12 protein-coding genes are annotated in these 14,421 nt (G+C 68.4%); 7 read left to right on the top strand and 5 right to left on the bottom strand.

The genetic code is table 11. The features are described 5' to 3' along the window. Window positions 1-12: 12 nt before the first annotated feature. The 3 genes from AC04MD_RS07755 to gap form a co-directional block, all read right to left on the bottom strand. Window positions 13-1,365 carry a DUF3999 family protein gene (locus AC04MD_RS07755; protein WP_475496712.1) on the bottom strand — a complete coding sequence of 451 codons (1,353 nt, stop codon included), beginning with the start codon at window positions 1,363-1,365 and terminating at the stop codon, window positions 13-15. Next, complete coding sequence (locus tag AC04MD_RS07750; RefSeq protein WP_475496976.1) at window positions 1,362-4,073, bottom strand: DUF2339 domain-containing protein; 2,712 nt, start codon at window positions 4,071-4,073, stop codon at window positions 1,362-1,364. Before AC04MD_RS07750 ends, AC04MD_RS07755 begins: the two co-directional genes overlap by 4 nt. A gap of 225 nt (window positions 4,074-4,298) precedes the next feature. Next, entirely contained in the window at window positions 4,299-5,303 is a 1,005-nt protein-coding gene (gap, locus tag AC04MD_RS07745) for a type I glyceraldehyde-3-phosphate dehydrogenase (protein WP_475496711.1), read from the bottom strand. A 163-nt stretch (window positions 5,304-5,466) separates the two neighbouring features. Between gap and AC04MD_RS07740 the strand changes: the two genes are divergently transcribed. The 7 genes from AC04MD_RS07740 to AC04MD_RS07710 are packed head-to-tail and all read left to right on the top strand — an operon-like array spanning window position 5,467 to window position 11,718. After that, a complete protein-coding gene (locus AC04MD_RS07740) occupies window positions 5,467-6,087 on the top strand; it encodes an OmpW/AlkL family protein (RefSeq protein WP_475496710.1) in 621 nt (206 codons plus the stop codon). Between the two features lie 59 nt (window positions 6,088-6,146). Beyond that, complete coding sequence (locus AC04MD_RS07735) at window positions 6,147-6,962, top strand: S1/P1 nuclease (RefSeq protein ID WP_475496709.1); 816 nt, start codon at window positions 6,147-6,149, stop codon at window positions 6,960-6,962. Window positions 6,963-7,020: 58 nt separating this feature from the next. Beyond that, on the top strand, window positions 7,021-7,809 hold the full coding sequence (modA, locus tag AC04MD_RS07730) for a molybdate ABC transporter substrate-binding protein (protein WP_475496708.1): 789 nt from the start codon (window positions 7,021-7,023) through the stop codon (window positions 7,807-7,809). 7 nt (window positions 7,810-7,816) lie between these two features. Continuing rightward, entirely contained in the window at window positions 7,817-8,515 is a 699-nt protein-coding gene (modB, locus tag AC04MD_RS07725) for a molybdate ABC transporter permease subunit (protein ID WP_475496707.1), read from the top strand. After that, window positions 8,515-9,132: a molybdenum ABC transporter ATP-binding protein gene (gene modC, locus AC04MD_RS07720; RefSeq protein ID WP_475496706.1), complete on the top strand. Its 618-nt coding sequence runs from the start codon at window positions 8,515-8,517 to the stop codon at window positions 9,130-9,132. Before modB ends, modC begins: the two co-directional genes overlap by 1 nt. Before the next feature lie 37 nt (window positions 9,133-9,169). After that, entirely contained in the window at window positions 9,170-9,730 is a 561-nt protein-coding gene (locus AC04MD_RS07715; protein ID WP_475496705.1) for a flavin reductase family protein, read from the top strand. Window positions 9,731-9,777: 47 nt separating this feature from the next. Next, a complete protein-coding gene (locus AC04MD_RS07710) occupies window positions 9,778-11,718 on the top strand; it encodes an acetyl-CoA hydrolase/transferase C-terminal domain-containing protein (protein ID WP_475496704.1) in 1,941 nt (646 codons plus the stop codon). Between the two features lie 85 nt (window positions 11,719-11,803). Here the strand turns inward: AC04MD_RS07710 and AC04MD_RS07705 are convergent, their stop codons facing one another. Together AC04MD_RS07705 and tkt are read right to left on the bottom strand one after the other, a co-directional pair. Continuing rightward, window positions 11,804-12,277, bottom strand: a complete 474-nt coding sequence (locus AC04MD_RS07705; RefSeq protein WP_475496703.1) for an REP-associated tyrosine transposase — start codon at window positions 12,275-12,277, stop codon at window positions 11,804-11,806. A gap of 114 nt (window positions 12,278-12,391) precedes the next feature. Beyond that, window positions 12,392-14,404 (bottom strand): transketolase, encoded by a 2,013-nt coding sequence (tkt, locus tag AC04MD_RS07700; protein ID WP_475496702.1) that lies wholly within the window; start codon window positions 14,402-14,404, stop codon window positions 12,392-12,394. Window positions 14,405-14,421: the final 17 nt, after the last annotated feature.

Below are 14,421 nucleotides of genomic sequence, written 5' to 3'. Positions count from 1 at the left end.
ACGACGCGCGGACTACGCCGGCGGACGGCTGCGCAGCAGGCTGAAGGCGAACGCCGCCACCAGCACCGCGCCCAGCACCAGCAAACCCCACAGCAGCCAGGTCTTCCAGTCACGCGGCGTGGGCGGCGCCACCAGGGCAGCGTCGCCTGCCAGCGTGGCGGATGGGGACAGGTACGCGGGCGCAGGCTGCCAGTCTTCGCCACGATCGCGACGCAACGCGTCGACGAGGCTCGGCATCGGCACGCTGGCGCGCCGCGCCGACGCGCTGCCGGCCACCAGCGCATACGGTGGCGTGCCCTGTGCGAGGAACACCATCACTTCGGGACGATAGCCCAGCCTCAGCGTAGGCACCTGATCGGGCAAGGCGCTCTGGTTGCGCAGGCGCCAGTAGCGGTCGCGTGCCGGCTCGCTCGCCAGCGGCTGCGCAGGCGACGCACTCGGCCGCTCGCCGCCGACCCGGTAGGCCACCCACGGCCCGGCGCGCAGCCGCCAGGGCGCATCGGTCGCGTCGCGGCTTTCCAGCGTCCACTCGCCCACCGCGTAGTCGTCCATCGCCAGGTCGGCAAGCGCGATCGGATGGCGTCCGGTGTTCTCGTAGGTGAGCGCATCGACGCCTTGCTCGGACACGCGCGTCCCCTGCAGTTCCGACCATTGCACGGCCTGTTGCAGGTGTTCGGCATCGAGCCGCACGCGGACTTCGCGGATCGGCAGCGCGGGCGACGCATCCAGCGGCACGAAGCGCACGTAGCGCAGGCCGCTCTGGATCGGCACCTCGTCGCGCAACAGGCGTTGCGCACCCCGCTGCAGTTCCACCAGCGTCACCCGGTCCTGTACCACGTCCCAGGCCTGCAGGTCGTGGCTGCCGTCCACGCGATACCTCGCCTCGCGCGGCGTGCCGGTGTCCCAGGTGAATTCCAGCGCTTCGGCACGGTCGCGGATGCCACTGAGGTCGACCAGGAAGGCACGCGCCGGATCGGCCGCCGTCGCCGTGCCGGTGTCGGCCTCGATACGGACGATGCGCCCGTTCTCGCCGAACTGGGCCGACACGCGCGACGATGTGCCCGCGTCCTGCATCGACGCCGGCAGCGGGAACCACGGCACGACGATGCGGCGCGCCGGCAGCGCCGTGGGTTGCTCGGGACCGAACAGCGCTGCGGCGACCGGCTTGCCGTGCGCATCCAGCACATCCACGTCGCGCAGGTCGGGCCATGCGGTCGTGGCGTAGACCTCAGGATCCAGCACGACGCGGTAGGCGCCGGCCTGCTCGCCGGACAGCACCAGCGGCCAGCGCTTCACGTACGGCGCGGGCGCCTGGGCCGATGCGAGCACGGGCACCAGCAGCAGGGCCATCAGGAACGTCTTCATGCCGCAGCCTCCTCGTTCTCAACGCGGCGCGGCGGCGCCGGCGCCAGGTAACCCACCACCGTGCACAGCAGGCCGTACGCGATGAAAGAACCGATGCCGAGCAGGTTGCCCAGGTGCTGGCGGTCGACGACCATCAGCTTCGCCAGCACCACGCCCATCAGCACCGCACCGCCCAGCCACAGCATGCGCTGGCCGCGGCGCGAGCCGGTCACCCAGCCCAGCACGCCCAGTACGCTCCACGTCACCGTCAGGCTGGTCTGCGCCAGGCTGCCGGAGACCAGGCTGTCGTTCCATGGCACGCCGCCCCAGTGATGGACGGCATGCAGCACCACCGAGGTGATCCACACGAAGGCCAGCGACGACAGGAAGACGATCCGTCGCGGCGCCAGCGAGCCGGTCTGCGGCATCCACCAGCGCAGCAGCAGCACCAGCACGGCGAGCTGTGCCAGCTCCATCGGATTCAGCACCGGCATCCACGGCAGCGGATGCACGCTGCCCGCCATGAACAGCGAAACCAGCCACCACAGCCCGAGCACCGCGAACAGCACGCCCAGCAAGGGCATGCGCCAGCCGGCGAAACGCTCGCCGAGCGGCGCCGCCAGCCAGTCCCAGCGGAACAGTGCCAATGCCACGACGACCAGCCAGGGCAACGCGACGAGGCCCGCCTGCCAGCCGCCACCCATGCCCTGCACGTGGCCCGGCAACCAGGCCAGCAGCAGACTGGCCACCAGCGGCCACACCAGCCACCACACGAACTGCGCCGCACCAGCCAGGCGATGGTCGCTGTCGCGCAGGCACATCAGGCTGCGCACGCCCAGCACCGCATAGGCGAGCCACGCCCACACGCCGTTGCCGGCGAACGGCTGCTGGTGCACCTCCGATTGCCACAGCGCGAACGGAACCGCGGACGCCAGTGCCGCCAACGTCGTCCACGCCAACGCGGCGGACGGACGACGACGATGCACTTCGGCCGCCAGCCAGCCGGTCAGCGCGGCGAACGCCAGCAGTGCGTCGGGTTCGTCGCGATAGGTCATATGCGCATCGACCTCGACCATGCCATTGCCCAACCACCAGGCCAGCGCCCACAGGTAGTAGACCAGCGCCACGCCATGGCCACGCGCGCGGTACGCCCACGCACTGGCGAAACCGGCCACCGTGATCAACAGCGCACTCATGAACGACGCATTGGCGAACATCGTCGCGTTCACCGCGGTCTCGTGCCACGAGGCCACGTCGACCTGCGCGATGAAGAACGCCGCCGCGGCCGCCAGTTGCAGACCGGCGCCGGTCAACTGCGGCAGCAGGCGCGACTGGCGCAGACCCAGCCACGCCAGCGCCGCGCCTTCCAGCGCGAACACGCACGCGGTGGCCTGCGCCGACAGCGCCAGCGGGACCGACAGGGTGGCGAAGCCGACCGCCAGCAGCGCGTACGACTGCGCGAGCACGTCGTAGTTCGCGCGCCGGCGCAGCGTCCACGACAACCCCGCATACAGCACGCCGAGGCCCAGCGCGCAGAACGCCAGCGGCAGGCGGCTGTCCTCGAAACTGCCGCCCTGCATCAGGCCGGCCTGCAGCGAGAACGCCACCAGCGGCATGCCGAACACCAGGCATCCATCGATCAGGTCGCGGCGGCTGGCCGGCTGGCGGCGCGCGAACAGCAGCGGGATCAGCAGGTAGAAGACGAAGAACAGAGCGAGGAACGGCTGCGTACTGGCGTATTTCTGCGGCGCGTAGTCGAACAGGCCCCATGCCGTGCCGATGCCGAAGGTGAACACGAAGCCGAGCAGGTTGAGCACCCGCCAGGACTTGTACCAGGCGATGCCGACGATCGCCGCGTTCAACACGGCGTAGTACGAGAACAGCGCGACATGGTTGCCGCTGCCGGTGGACAGCCAGATCGGCGCAAGGAAGCCCGCGAGCAGCGCGAACACCGCCAGCGACTTCGCGTCCTGCAGCACGGCCAGCATGCCGGCGCCGGCGATCAGGACGATGCTCAGCGCGAAGGCCGCGCCGGCGGGTATCACGCCGAAGATCTTGAACGCGGCGAACACTACCAGCAGCAGGACACCAATGGCGCCGCCCTGCAGGCTGAGCGCGAACGTGCGGTTGCTGTCGCGCTTGCGCCAGGCGAATACCAGCGCGCCCAGTGCAGCGGCCGCGATACCCGCCAGGCGCAGCTCAGGCGGCAGCGAGAACCAGCCCTGGTCGGCGCCGTACTTCAACAGCGCAGCCACCCCGGCGAACAGCACCAGCACGCCGATCTTCACGGGCACGTTGCCTTCGGTGAACCAGCGGCGCACGGCGCGCAGCGCAACGGTGACCACGTCGGGCTTCGCCGGGACCGACGGCGCTTCCGCGCGCGGCGGACGCGGCGGCAGCGCGGGCGTGGGCTGCGCGGGGAGGTCCGGCGGCGGCACGGGCGACCGCGGCGGAATCGGTGGCGGTGCGGTCGCCTGCACAGGCGGCGGCGCTTCGGCACGCGACGGCGTCGTCCGTACCCGTTCCGCGAGCGTGGGTTCCGCGTCGACGGGCGAAAGCGTTGTTGCTTCTGTCAGGGCCGCGGCCGCCTGCGGTGCGCGCAGCTGGCCTACCTGCCGTTCCAGATCGGCGACGCGCCGCTTCAGTCCGCTGATCGAGACCAGCGCCACGATCAGCAATACCGGCACCGCCAGCACGGCCAGGCCCAGCAACACCAGGATTCCCGCCAGATCGTCCATCGCCTATCCCGCCTTTGCGTGTTCGGTACAGGAACGGGTACCCGCTCCCCGGCCGTCCATTCAGCCTCGCCGCAGCCTCGGGCAAGCCGGCGGGATTTGCAAGAATCCGATGCGCCGGTGGCATCATCCCGCCCGGCTCGTATCACATGGCGATACCCGGAAACGGCAAGGGCGCCCCGAGGGCGCCCTTGCGGGATACGGCGGCGGTGGCGCGACTTACTTGCCGGCGACCACGCGGACCATTTCCAGGCACTTGTTGGAGTAGCCCCACTCGTTGTCGTACCAGCTGACGATCTTCACGAACGTCGGGTCCAGCGCGATGCCGGCCTCGGCGTCGAAGATCGAGGTGCGGGTATCGCCGCGGAAGTCGGTGGCGACCACCTTGTCCTCGGTGTAGCCGAGGATGCCCTTCAGCGCGCCCTGGCTCTGCGCCTTCATCTCGGCCTTGATCTCGTCGTACGTGGCCGGGTTCTCGAGCTCGGCGGTCAGGTCGACCACCGACACGTCGCTGGTCGGCACGCGGAACGACATGCCGGTCAGCTTCTTGTTGAGCGACGGGATCACCACGCCCACGGCCTTGGCCGCGCCGGTCGACGACGGGATGATGTTCTCGAGGATGCCGCGGCCGCCGCGCCAGTCTTTGTTGCTGGGGCCGTCGACGGTCTTCTGCGTGGCGGTGGCCGCGTGCACGGTAGTCATCAGGCCGCGCTTGATGCCCCACTTGTCGTGCAGCACCTTGGCGATCGGCGCCAGGCAGTTGGTCGTGCACGAGGCGTTGGAGATGATCGCCTCGCCGTTGTAGGTCTCGTGGTTCACGCCGTAGACGAACATCGGCGTGTCGTCCTTCGACGGTGCCGACAGCACGACCTTCTTCGCGCCCGCATCGAGGTGCTTCTGCGCGGTGGCCTTGTCGAGGAACAGGCCGGTGGATTCGATGACGATGTCGGCGCCGACTTCATCCCACTTCAGGTTGGCGGGGTCGCGTTCCTGGGTCAGGCGGATCTTCCTGCCGTTGACGAACAGCGCACCGTCTTCGATCTTCACGTCGCCGTCGAAGCGGCCGTGCACGGAGTCGTACTGCAGCATGTAGGCCAGGTAGTCCGGCTCCAGCAGATCGTTGATGGCGACGATCTCGATGTCGTTGCCGAAGTTCTGCACGGCGGAACGCAGCACGTTGCGTCCGATGCGGCCGAAGCCGTTGATACCCACCTTGATCGACATTGCTCAGGACTCCTGCGGCCGCGCGCAGCGCGGCGGGGTTGACGGGGGCCGTCATTCTAACAGGCCGCCCCCGCCGCGAAGTCCCGCGGGCATTGATCAGGATCAAGGCAGCACCGCAAACCGGGGCAGAGACTGGCGCCACATTCCAACGAGCGCCAGCACCATGAAGAAGACCCTGATCCCGATGGCCATCGCCCTCGCCCTGGGCGCCGCCGCGCCCGCCTTCGCCCAGTCCAAGGGCGACTGGACGCTGGGCGTGGGCGTGCACCAGGTCAATCCCACGTCGGACAACGGCACCCTCGCGGCCGGCACGCTGCCGCTGGACATCGACAGCGACGTCAAGCCGACCGTGACCTTCGAATACTTCCTGCGCGACAACCTCGGCCTGGAAGTGCTGGCCGCGCTGCCGTTCAAGCACGACATCGCGGTGAAGGGCGTGGGCAAGGTGGGCGAAACCAAGCATCTGCCGCCGACCGTATCGCTGCAGTACCACTTCAACCGCGCGGGCAAGGTGTCACCGCTGCTCGGCGTGGGCCTGAACTACACCACCTTCTTCAGCGAAGACACCACCGGCGCGCTCGAAGGCACGAAGCTGACGCTGGACGATTCCTGGGGACTGGCCGCGCATGCCGGCCTGGACGTCAAGGTCAGCGAGCGCAGCGCGGTGCGCGTGGACGTGCGCTGGGCGGACATCGACACCAAGGTCGAGGTGGACGGCGCGAAGCTCGGCACGGCCAACATCGACCCACTGGTGTATGGCGTGGCTTATGTCCTGAAGTTCTGAGCCGCGGATAACGGCCGCAACGCGCAATGGGGACGGCCCGTGTCGGGTAAAGTACCGGCATGGTCCGTCCCTTCGTTTTCGCCTTCGCCCTCGTCGCCTCCCTCTCGCTCGCGCTGCTGCCCATGCCCGCACAGGCATGGGGCCTGCTCGGTCATCGCCTGGTCGCGTTACTGGCGTGGGACGACCTGACGCCGGATACACGCCGCCAGATAGACGCGCTGCTGCAGGACGAGCCGGATCCCACGCTGGCCGGGATCGCCGGCTGGGCCGACGACCTGCGCAAGAACGATGCCGGGCTCGGTCGCCAGACCGCAAACTGGCATTTCGTCAACATCGGCGAACACGATTGCGCCTACCAGCGGCGTCGCGACTGCCCCGGTGGCGACTGTGTCGTGGAGGCGATCCGGACACAGGCCGCGATCCTTGCCGATGCACGACGCCCGCGCGCCGAGCGCCTGCAGGCACTGAAGTTCGTGGTGCATTTCGTCGGTGATGCGCATCAACCGTTGCATGCGGGCTACGGACGCGACAAGGGCGGCAACGACGCGCAGATCAACTGGAACGGACGCGGCACCAACATGCATACGCTGTGGGACAGCCGCATGCTGGTATCCACCGGCCGCAGCGAGCAGGCCTATCTGGCGCATCTGCGTACGTTGCCACGCCCTGCCATCGCCCCCATGACCCTGCCGCCGCCTGCAGCGGCCTGGGCCGAACAGTCGTGCCGCGTGGTGACCCAGCCGGATTTCTATCCCCGCCGTGCGAAACTCGAGCAGGCCTACGTGGACAAGCACCTGCCCATCGCCGAGCGCCAGCTTCGCGCCGGGGGCGTGGCCTTAGCGGCCGTGTTGAACAAGGCACTGCATCGACGCTGACCGTGGCGCAGTGCGCTGCCGGCCGGCACGCTCATCCATCTTCACAGGAGTCGTTCGCATGAACCTGCCCGCGCTGCTCCGGTCCGTCGCCACCGCCGCCGTCTTGCTTGCCGCCACGCTCGCGCCCTCCGCCGTGCGTGCGCAGGACGATGCAGGCCTCACCGTATTCGCCGCCGCCAGCCTGAAGGAGTCGCTCGACGAGGCCGCCGCGGCCTACCAGAAGCAGACCGGGGTTCCGGTCCGCGTGTCCTACGCCGCCAGCTCCGCGCTCGCAAGGCAGATCGAGCAAGGCGCGCCGGCCGACGTGTTCTTCTCCGCCGACCTGGAGTGGATGGACTACCTGCAGGAACGCAACAAGCTGGACGTCGCCACGCGACGCAGCCTGCTGGGCAACCGGCTGGTGCTGGTCGCGCCGAAAGCGAGCAAGGCCCGCGTCGACCTGAAGCGGCCCGCCACGTTCCTCGCCGCGCTCGGGGACGGGCGTCTGGCGGTAGGCCAGACGCAGACGGTACCGGCCGGCAAGTACGCCAAGGCCTCGCTGGAATCGCTGTCGCTGTGGAACGGCGTCAAGGCGCGGCTGGCCGAATCCGAGAGCGTGCGCGCGGCGCTGATGCTGGTGGCGCGCGGCGAGACACCGCTGGGCATCGTGTACGCCTCCGATGCGAAAGCCGAGCCGAACGTGCGCGTGCTGGCCACCTTCCCCGAGGATTCGCATCCGCCGATCGTCTACCCGGTCGCCGCGCTGCGCGGTGCGCGCTCCGCGCAGGCGACGCAGTTCGTGCAGTGGCTGGCCTCGCCCGCCGCCGATGCGATCTTCCAGCGCCGCGGTTTTGCCGTGAAGGACTGATCGCCGCGTGTTCGACGCGTTCTCGCCGGAGGAACTCACCGCCATCCACCTCAGCCTGAAGGTGGCGCTGGTGGCGGCGCTGGCCAGCCTACCTTTCGGTGTGCTGGTGGGCTGGCTGCTGGCACGCACGCGGTTCCCGGGCAAGGCGCTGCTCGATGCGGTCGTGCACTTGCCGCTGGTGCTGCCGCCGGTGGTGATGGGCTATGCGCTGCTGGTGACGCTGGGCACGCAGGGCACCATCGGCGCGTTCCTGCAGGCGCACTTCGGCATTGTGTTCGCGTTCCGCTGGACCGGTGCCGCACTGGCCTGTGCGGTGATGGGGTTTCCTCTGATGGTGCGCTCCATCCGCCTGTCGCTGGAGGCCACGGACCGGCGGCTGGAACAGGCGGCGTCCACGCTCGGTGCAGGACCGTGGCGCGTGTTCTTCACCATTACCCTGCCGCTGGCATGGCCCGGGCTGATCGCCGGCAGCGTGCTGGCCTTCGCCAAGGCGCTGGGCGAGTTCGGCGCCACCATCACCTTCGTCTCCAACATACCGGGTGAAACGCAGACCCTGTCCTCCGCGATCTACGGACTGATGCAGGTGCCCGGTGGCGAAGCCGGCATCTGGCGGCTGGCCGCAGTGGCGATGGCGATCTCGCTGGCGGCGCTGCTGTTGTCGGAATGGCTGGTACGCCGCCACCATGCGCGCGAGGAGGACGCCTGATGCTGCGCGTGGATATCGAGCTCAGGCGCGGGCACTTCCATCGCCATGTGCGCATCGACGACGACGCGCGCGTGATCGCGCTGGTCGGCCCGTCTGGTGCGGGCAAGACCTCTGTGCTCAACGCCATCGCAGGGCTGGTGACGCCGGTGGCGGGCCGCATCGAGGTCGATGGGCACTGCCTGTTCGACAGCGCGCACCGCATCGACGAACCCGTGCATCGCCGGCGCGTCGGTTACGTGTTCCAGGACGCGCGCCTGTTCCCGCATCTCGATGTGCGCCGCAACCTGCAGTACGGACGCCATGGCGGCCGTGGCACGCCGCGCTTCGGGTTCGATGCGGTGGTCGACCTGCTCGGCATCGCGCCGCTGCTGGCGCGGCGTACGCGCAACCTGTCCGGCGGCGAAGCGCAGCGCGTGGCGATCGGCCGCGCCCTGCTGTCGCAACCGTCGCTGCTGCTGTTCGACGAACCGCTGTCGGCGCTGGACCAGGCCCGCCGCGAGGAACTGATCCCCTACCTGCAGCGCGTACGCGACGAGATCCGCCTGCCCATCGTCTACGTCAGCCACCATCCGGACGAAGTGCGGCGCGTCGCCGATTCCATACACGCTCTCGACTGAGCCGGGCGTAGGCTGCCGTGACTTCCCGGAGCCGCCCATGAGCACCAAGAAGCGTTGGAAAATCCTTCCCGTCGAGCAGTCGCGGCGTTACCTGGAGCCCGGCCCCGTCGTGCTGCTCAGCACAGCGCACAAGGGCGAGCGCGCGATCATGACGATGGGCTGGCACATGATGCTGGGCTACGACCTGCTCGGCACCTACCTCTGGCAGGCGAACCGCAGCCACGCCCTGGCCCGTGCCAGCCGCGCATGCGTGATCAACCTGCCGACCGAAGACCTGCTCGACACGGTAGTGCGGATCGGCAACTGCAGCAGTACCGAGCAGGACAAGTTCGACCGCTTCGGCCTGACCGCATTGCCGTCGCGCGAGGTAGACGCGCCCGGCATCGGCGAATGCCACGCGCGCTTCGAATGCCGCCTGCACGAGACCCGCATCAGCGCCGACTATCCGCTGTTCGTCTGGCGTATCGTCCACGCCCGCATCGCCGCCACACCAGCCCTTCCACGCACCATTCACTACCGCGGAGACGGCCGCTTCATGGTGTCCGGCGGCGAAGTCTCGCGGCGCCGGCTGTTCAGTCCGGACATGCTGGAGCAGTGAGCAGCCACCCCATGGCCGGTTAACACCCGGCTTAGTACGCTGGCGCCATGGCCAAGCACCTCACCGACCTCGACGACGCCGTCGACCTGATCCTGTCCCACATCGACGGACCGCTGCGCATGGGCGCGCCGCTCGGCATCGGCAAGCCGCATCGCCTGTTGAATGCGCTGTACACGCGCATCGCGACGGAGCCTTCACGCGCCTGGACGCTGTACACCGCGCTGTCGCTGGATCCACCGGCTGGTGGCAAAGGCCTGGAAGGCCGCTTCGTGAAGCCGTTCGCGCCGCGCCACTTCGGCGAGGACTTTCCACGGCTCGCCTACGTGGAGGCGGTCAAGCGCGATGCACTGCCGCCGAACATCGAAGTGGAGGAGTTCTACATGCAGGGCGGCGCGCTGCTGCGCTCGACCACGGCACAGCGGCACTACGCCAGCCTGAACTACACGCACGTTGCGCGTGCGCTGGCGGACCGCGAACTCAACGTCATCGTGCAGAAGGTCGCGCGCGAGGCGGGTGGCACGCGCCTGTCGTTCTCCTGCAACAACGACCTGACGCAGGATGCCGTGGACGCCATCGTCGCGCGCGGCCTGCCACGCCCGCTGCTGGTAGCCGAAGTGGATCCCGAGTTGCCTTGGATCGGCGGCACCGCAGCGGTGGACGAGGACTACTTCGACCTGGTCGTCTCGCCGCCCGGCCCCTACCCTGCGCTGTTCGGCCTGCCGCGCCAGCCCGTGTCGGACGTCGACTACGCCATCGGCTTGTACGCCAGCACGCTGGTGCGCGATGGCGGCACGCTGCAGATCGGCATCGGCGCGCTGGCCGATGCGTTGTGCCATGCGCTGGTACTGCGCCACACCGATAACACGACCTACCGGCGCGTGCTGGCCGCGCTGGATCCGGACCTGGAACGCCACCCCGCCGTGATCGCCAGCGGCGGCCTCGATCCGTTCGCCATCGGCCTGTACGGCTGCAGTGAAATGATCAACGAGGGTTTCAAGCGACTGGTCGAAACCGGCGTGATCCGCCGCAAAGTGGCGGACGACGAGGCACTGATGCAGCGGCTCGCCGACGGCACCGCCAACCTCGGCGACCAGGCACGACTGGAGCGCGATGGCGAATACCTGCACGGCGCCTTCTACCTCGGCTCGCCGGCGTTCTACGAGTGGCTAAGCACGTTGCCGGAGGACCAGCGTCGCGCCATCGGCATGCGCCGCATCAGCCTGATCAACGAGCTGGAACGCGGACGCGAATCGCTGGCCCGCCTGCAGCGGCCCGCCGCGCGCTTCTTCAACTCCTGCATGATGGCGAGCGCACTGGGCGCCGCCGTCTCCGACGGACTGGAGGACGGCCGCGTGGTGTCCGGCGTGGGTGGCCAGTACAACTTCGTCGACATGTCGAACGCGCTGGACGGCGCGCGCAGCGTACTGATGTTCCGCGCAGTACGCGAAGACGCCGGTGCCGCCGAATCGAACGTGCGCTGGAACTACGGACACACGACGATCCCGCGCCACCTGCGCGACGTTTACGTCAACGAGTACGGCATCGCCGATGTGCGCGGCAGGAACGACGAGGACTGCATCATCGCGATGGGCGGCATCACCGACGCCCGCTTCCAGGCCGCACTGATGGAACAGGCGCAGCAGGCCGGCAAGCTGCGTGCCGCCTTCCACCCGCCAAGCCACTGGATCGACAACACGCCGGTGCACCTGTCCGCGCGGTTGCGCGCGTTCCGCCACGACGGCACGCTGCCCGACTACCCGCTGGGCAGCGATTTCACCGAGATCGAACAACGCGTCGTCAAGGCGCTGGGCTGGTTGAAGACGAATACCGCGACGCCATGGAAGAAGATCGGCACCGTGTTGCGCGCGCTCGGTGCGAAATCCGATGACCGCGAGGCGATGGCGCGGATGGAACTCGTTGCGCCCGCCGGCCTCGGCGAACGTATCGAAGCGAAGCTGCTGGCGCTGGGATTGCGTGAGACAAGATAAAAGATGAAAAGCGTCGGGGCTGAAGCCCCTCCTACAGTCGATCACTGTGTAGGAGGGGCTTCAGCCCCGACAGCTCAGTGATGCATCACCTGAGCCAAACCGCGTCCCAGTAGGAGTAGTCGTGGACACGGCTCACCAAGCCAGCCCTGACGGGGTTGGTGATGATGTAGCGAGCTGCGATGAGCACGTCGTCCTCTAGTCGCAATGCGCGGTCGTGAAAGCCGTCCGCCCAGACCCGCTTTCCGTCCACAAGGTCGCGTATTGCATGCGCTGATCGTCCTTTTGCCGCGCCCACCACATCCGATAGCCGATCTGTACCGCTCAGTCTCACCAATCCATGCCAGTGATCCGGAATCAGCACCCAACACAAGAGTTCCGCATGTGGAGACCACGTACTACCGCGCGTGATGACGGCCGACATCCTGCTGGCCACTTCCCATCGGCTGAAATGAGGATCGCGTCGATGGGTGGCGGTGGTCACCAGATAGATGCGTCCAGGCTCAGACCAGCGACCTCGTCGCAACGCTGCGTGACCCGATCGCGGACATGAAAAAGCCATGGCGCAGATTCATGCGCCATGGCTTGGATCGCTATCGGTGGATTCCCTTCTGCGGACGAAGGGAAATCCGGGGCGGTCGGGGCTGAAGCCCCTCCTACAGGAGGACGGACCGCCTCAGAGCGACTTCGCCGCCTCGACCACCGCCTCGGCGGTGATGCCGAAGTGCTTGTATAGCGCGTCGGCCGGCGCGGACGCACCGAACGTGGTCATGCCGATCACCGCGCCGTCCAGGCCGACGTACTTGCCCCAGAAGTCGCTGATCGCGGCTTCGACGGCGACGCGTTTGCGCACGGCCTTCGGCAGTACGGCTTCGCGGTAGGCCGCGTCCTGGCGGTCGAACACGTCGGTCGACGGCATCGACACCACGCGCGTCTTGATGCCCTGCGCGTCCAGCGTCGCCTTGGCCTGCGTGGCCAGGCCGACTTCCGAACCGGTGGCGATCAGGATCACGTCCGGCGTGCCGTCGGCATCGGCCAGCACGTAGCCGCCGCGTGCGATCTCGCCGACCTGCGCGTCGGTACGCGGCTGGTGCGGCAGGTTCTGGCGCGAGAACACCAGGCAGCTCGGGCCGTCCTGGCGGACGATGGCCTGCTTCCACGCCACCGCCGACTCGACCGCGTCGCACGGACGCCACACGTCGTTGTTCGGGATGTAGCGCAGCGAGGCGAGGTGCTCGACCGGCTGGTGGGTGGGACCGTCTTCGCCCAGGCCGATGGAGTCGTGCGTGTACACGTGGATGGCGTGCGCCGGGATCAGCGCGCTCATGCGCACGCCGTTGCGGGCGTAGTCGCTGAACACCAGGAAGGTCGCATCGAACGGCACGAAGCCGCCATGCAGCGCCAGGCCGTTCGCGATCGCGGTCATGCCGAACTCGCGCACGCCGTAGTACACGTAGTTGGCGTTCGGGTCGGTGGTGGAGACCGACTTGCTGGCCTTCCACAGGGTCAGATTGGAGTGCGCCAGGTCGGCCGAACCGCCGACCAGTTCCGGCAGCAGCGGCGCGAAGGCTTCGATGGCGTTCTGCGAGGCCTTGCGCGAGGCGATGACCGGGCCTTCGGCCTGCACCTTGGCGATATAGGCATCGGCCTGCGCGACGAAGTCGGCCGGCAGCTCGCCGGACGCGCGACGCGTCAGTTCGGCGGCCTGCTCCGGGAACTGCGCAGTGTAGGCGTCGAGCAGCGCGTTCCAGTCGGCTTCCAGCGCCTTGCCGGCGTCGACCTTGTTCCAGCCGGCATAGATGTCGGCGGGTACCTCGAAAGGAGCGTACGGCCATTCCAGCGCCGCGCGCGTGGCGTCCAGTTCGTCCTTGCCCAGCGGCGCGCCGTGGCTGGACTCCTTGCCGGCCTTGTTCGGCGAACCGAAGCCGATCGTGGTGCGGCAGCAGATCAGCGTCGGCTTGTCGCTGGCCTTCAGCGCGGTGTCGATGGCGGTCTTGATCTCGACCGGATCGTGGCCGTTGACGTTGCGCACCACCTGCCAGCCGTAGGCCTCGAAGCGGGCCGGCGTGTCGTCGGTGAACCAGCCGTCGGTGTTGCCGTCGATGGAGATCTTGTTGTCGTCCCAGAAGCAGACCAGCTTGCCCAGGCCCCAGGTACCGGCGAGCGAGGCGGCCTCGTGCGAGATGCCTTCCATCAGGCAGCCATCGCCCATGAACACGAAGGTGCGGTGGTCGACGAGATCGTGGCCTTCGCGGTTGAAGCGCTGTGCCAGCAGCTTCTCTGCGAGCGCGAAGCCGACCGCGTTGGCGAAGCCCTGGCCGAGCGGACCGGTGGTCGTCTCGACGCCGGGCGTCTCGTGGCGCTCCGGATGGCCGGCGGTCTTGCTGTGCAGCTGGCGGAAGTTCTTGAGTTCCTGCAGCGGCAGGTCGTAGCCGGACAGGTGCAGCAGCGCGTAGTGCAGCATCGAACCATGGCCGTTGGACAGCACGAAACGATCGCGGTTGAACCAGTGCGGGTTCGACGGGCTGTGGCGGTAGTAATCGTTCCACAGCACTTCGGCGATGTCGGCCATGCCCATGGGCATGCCGGGATGGCCGGAATTGGCGGCCTGCACCGCGTCGGCGGCGAGGAAACGGATGGCGTTGGCGAGCTGGCGGCGGCCAGGCTGGTTGGAAGCGGGCGTCGTCATGGGGATCGGGACAAAGG

The sequence above is a fragment of the Pseudoxanthomonas sp. LjRoot206 genome (genome assembly GCF_056175725.1).
This window is presented reverse-complemented; position numbering and strand designations above follow the sequence as displayed.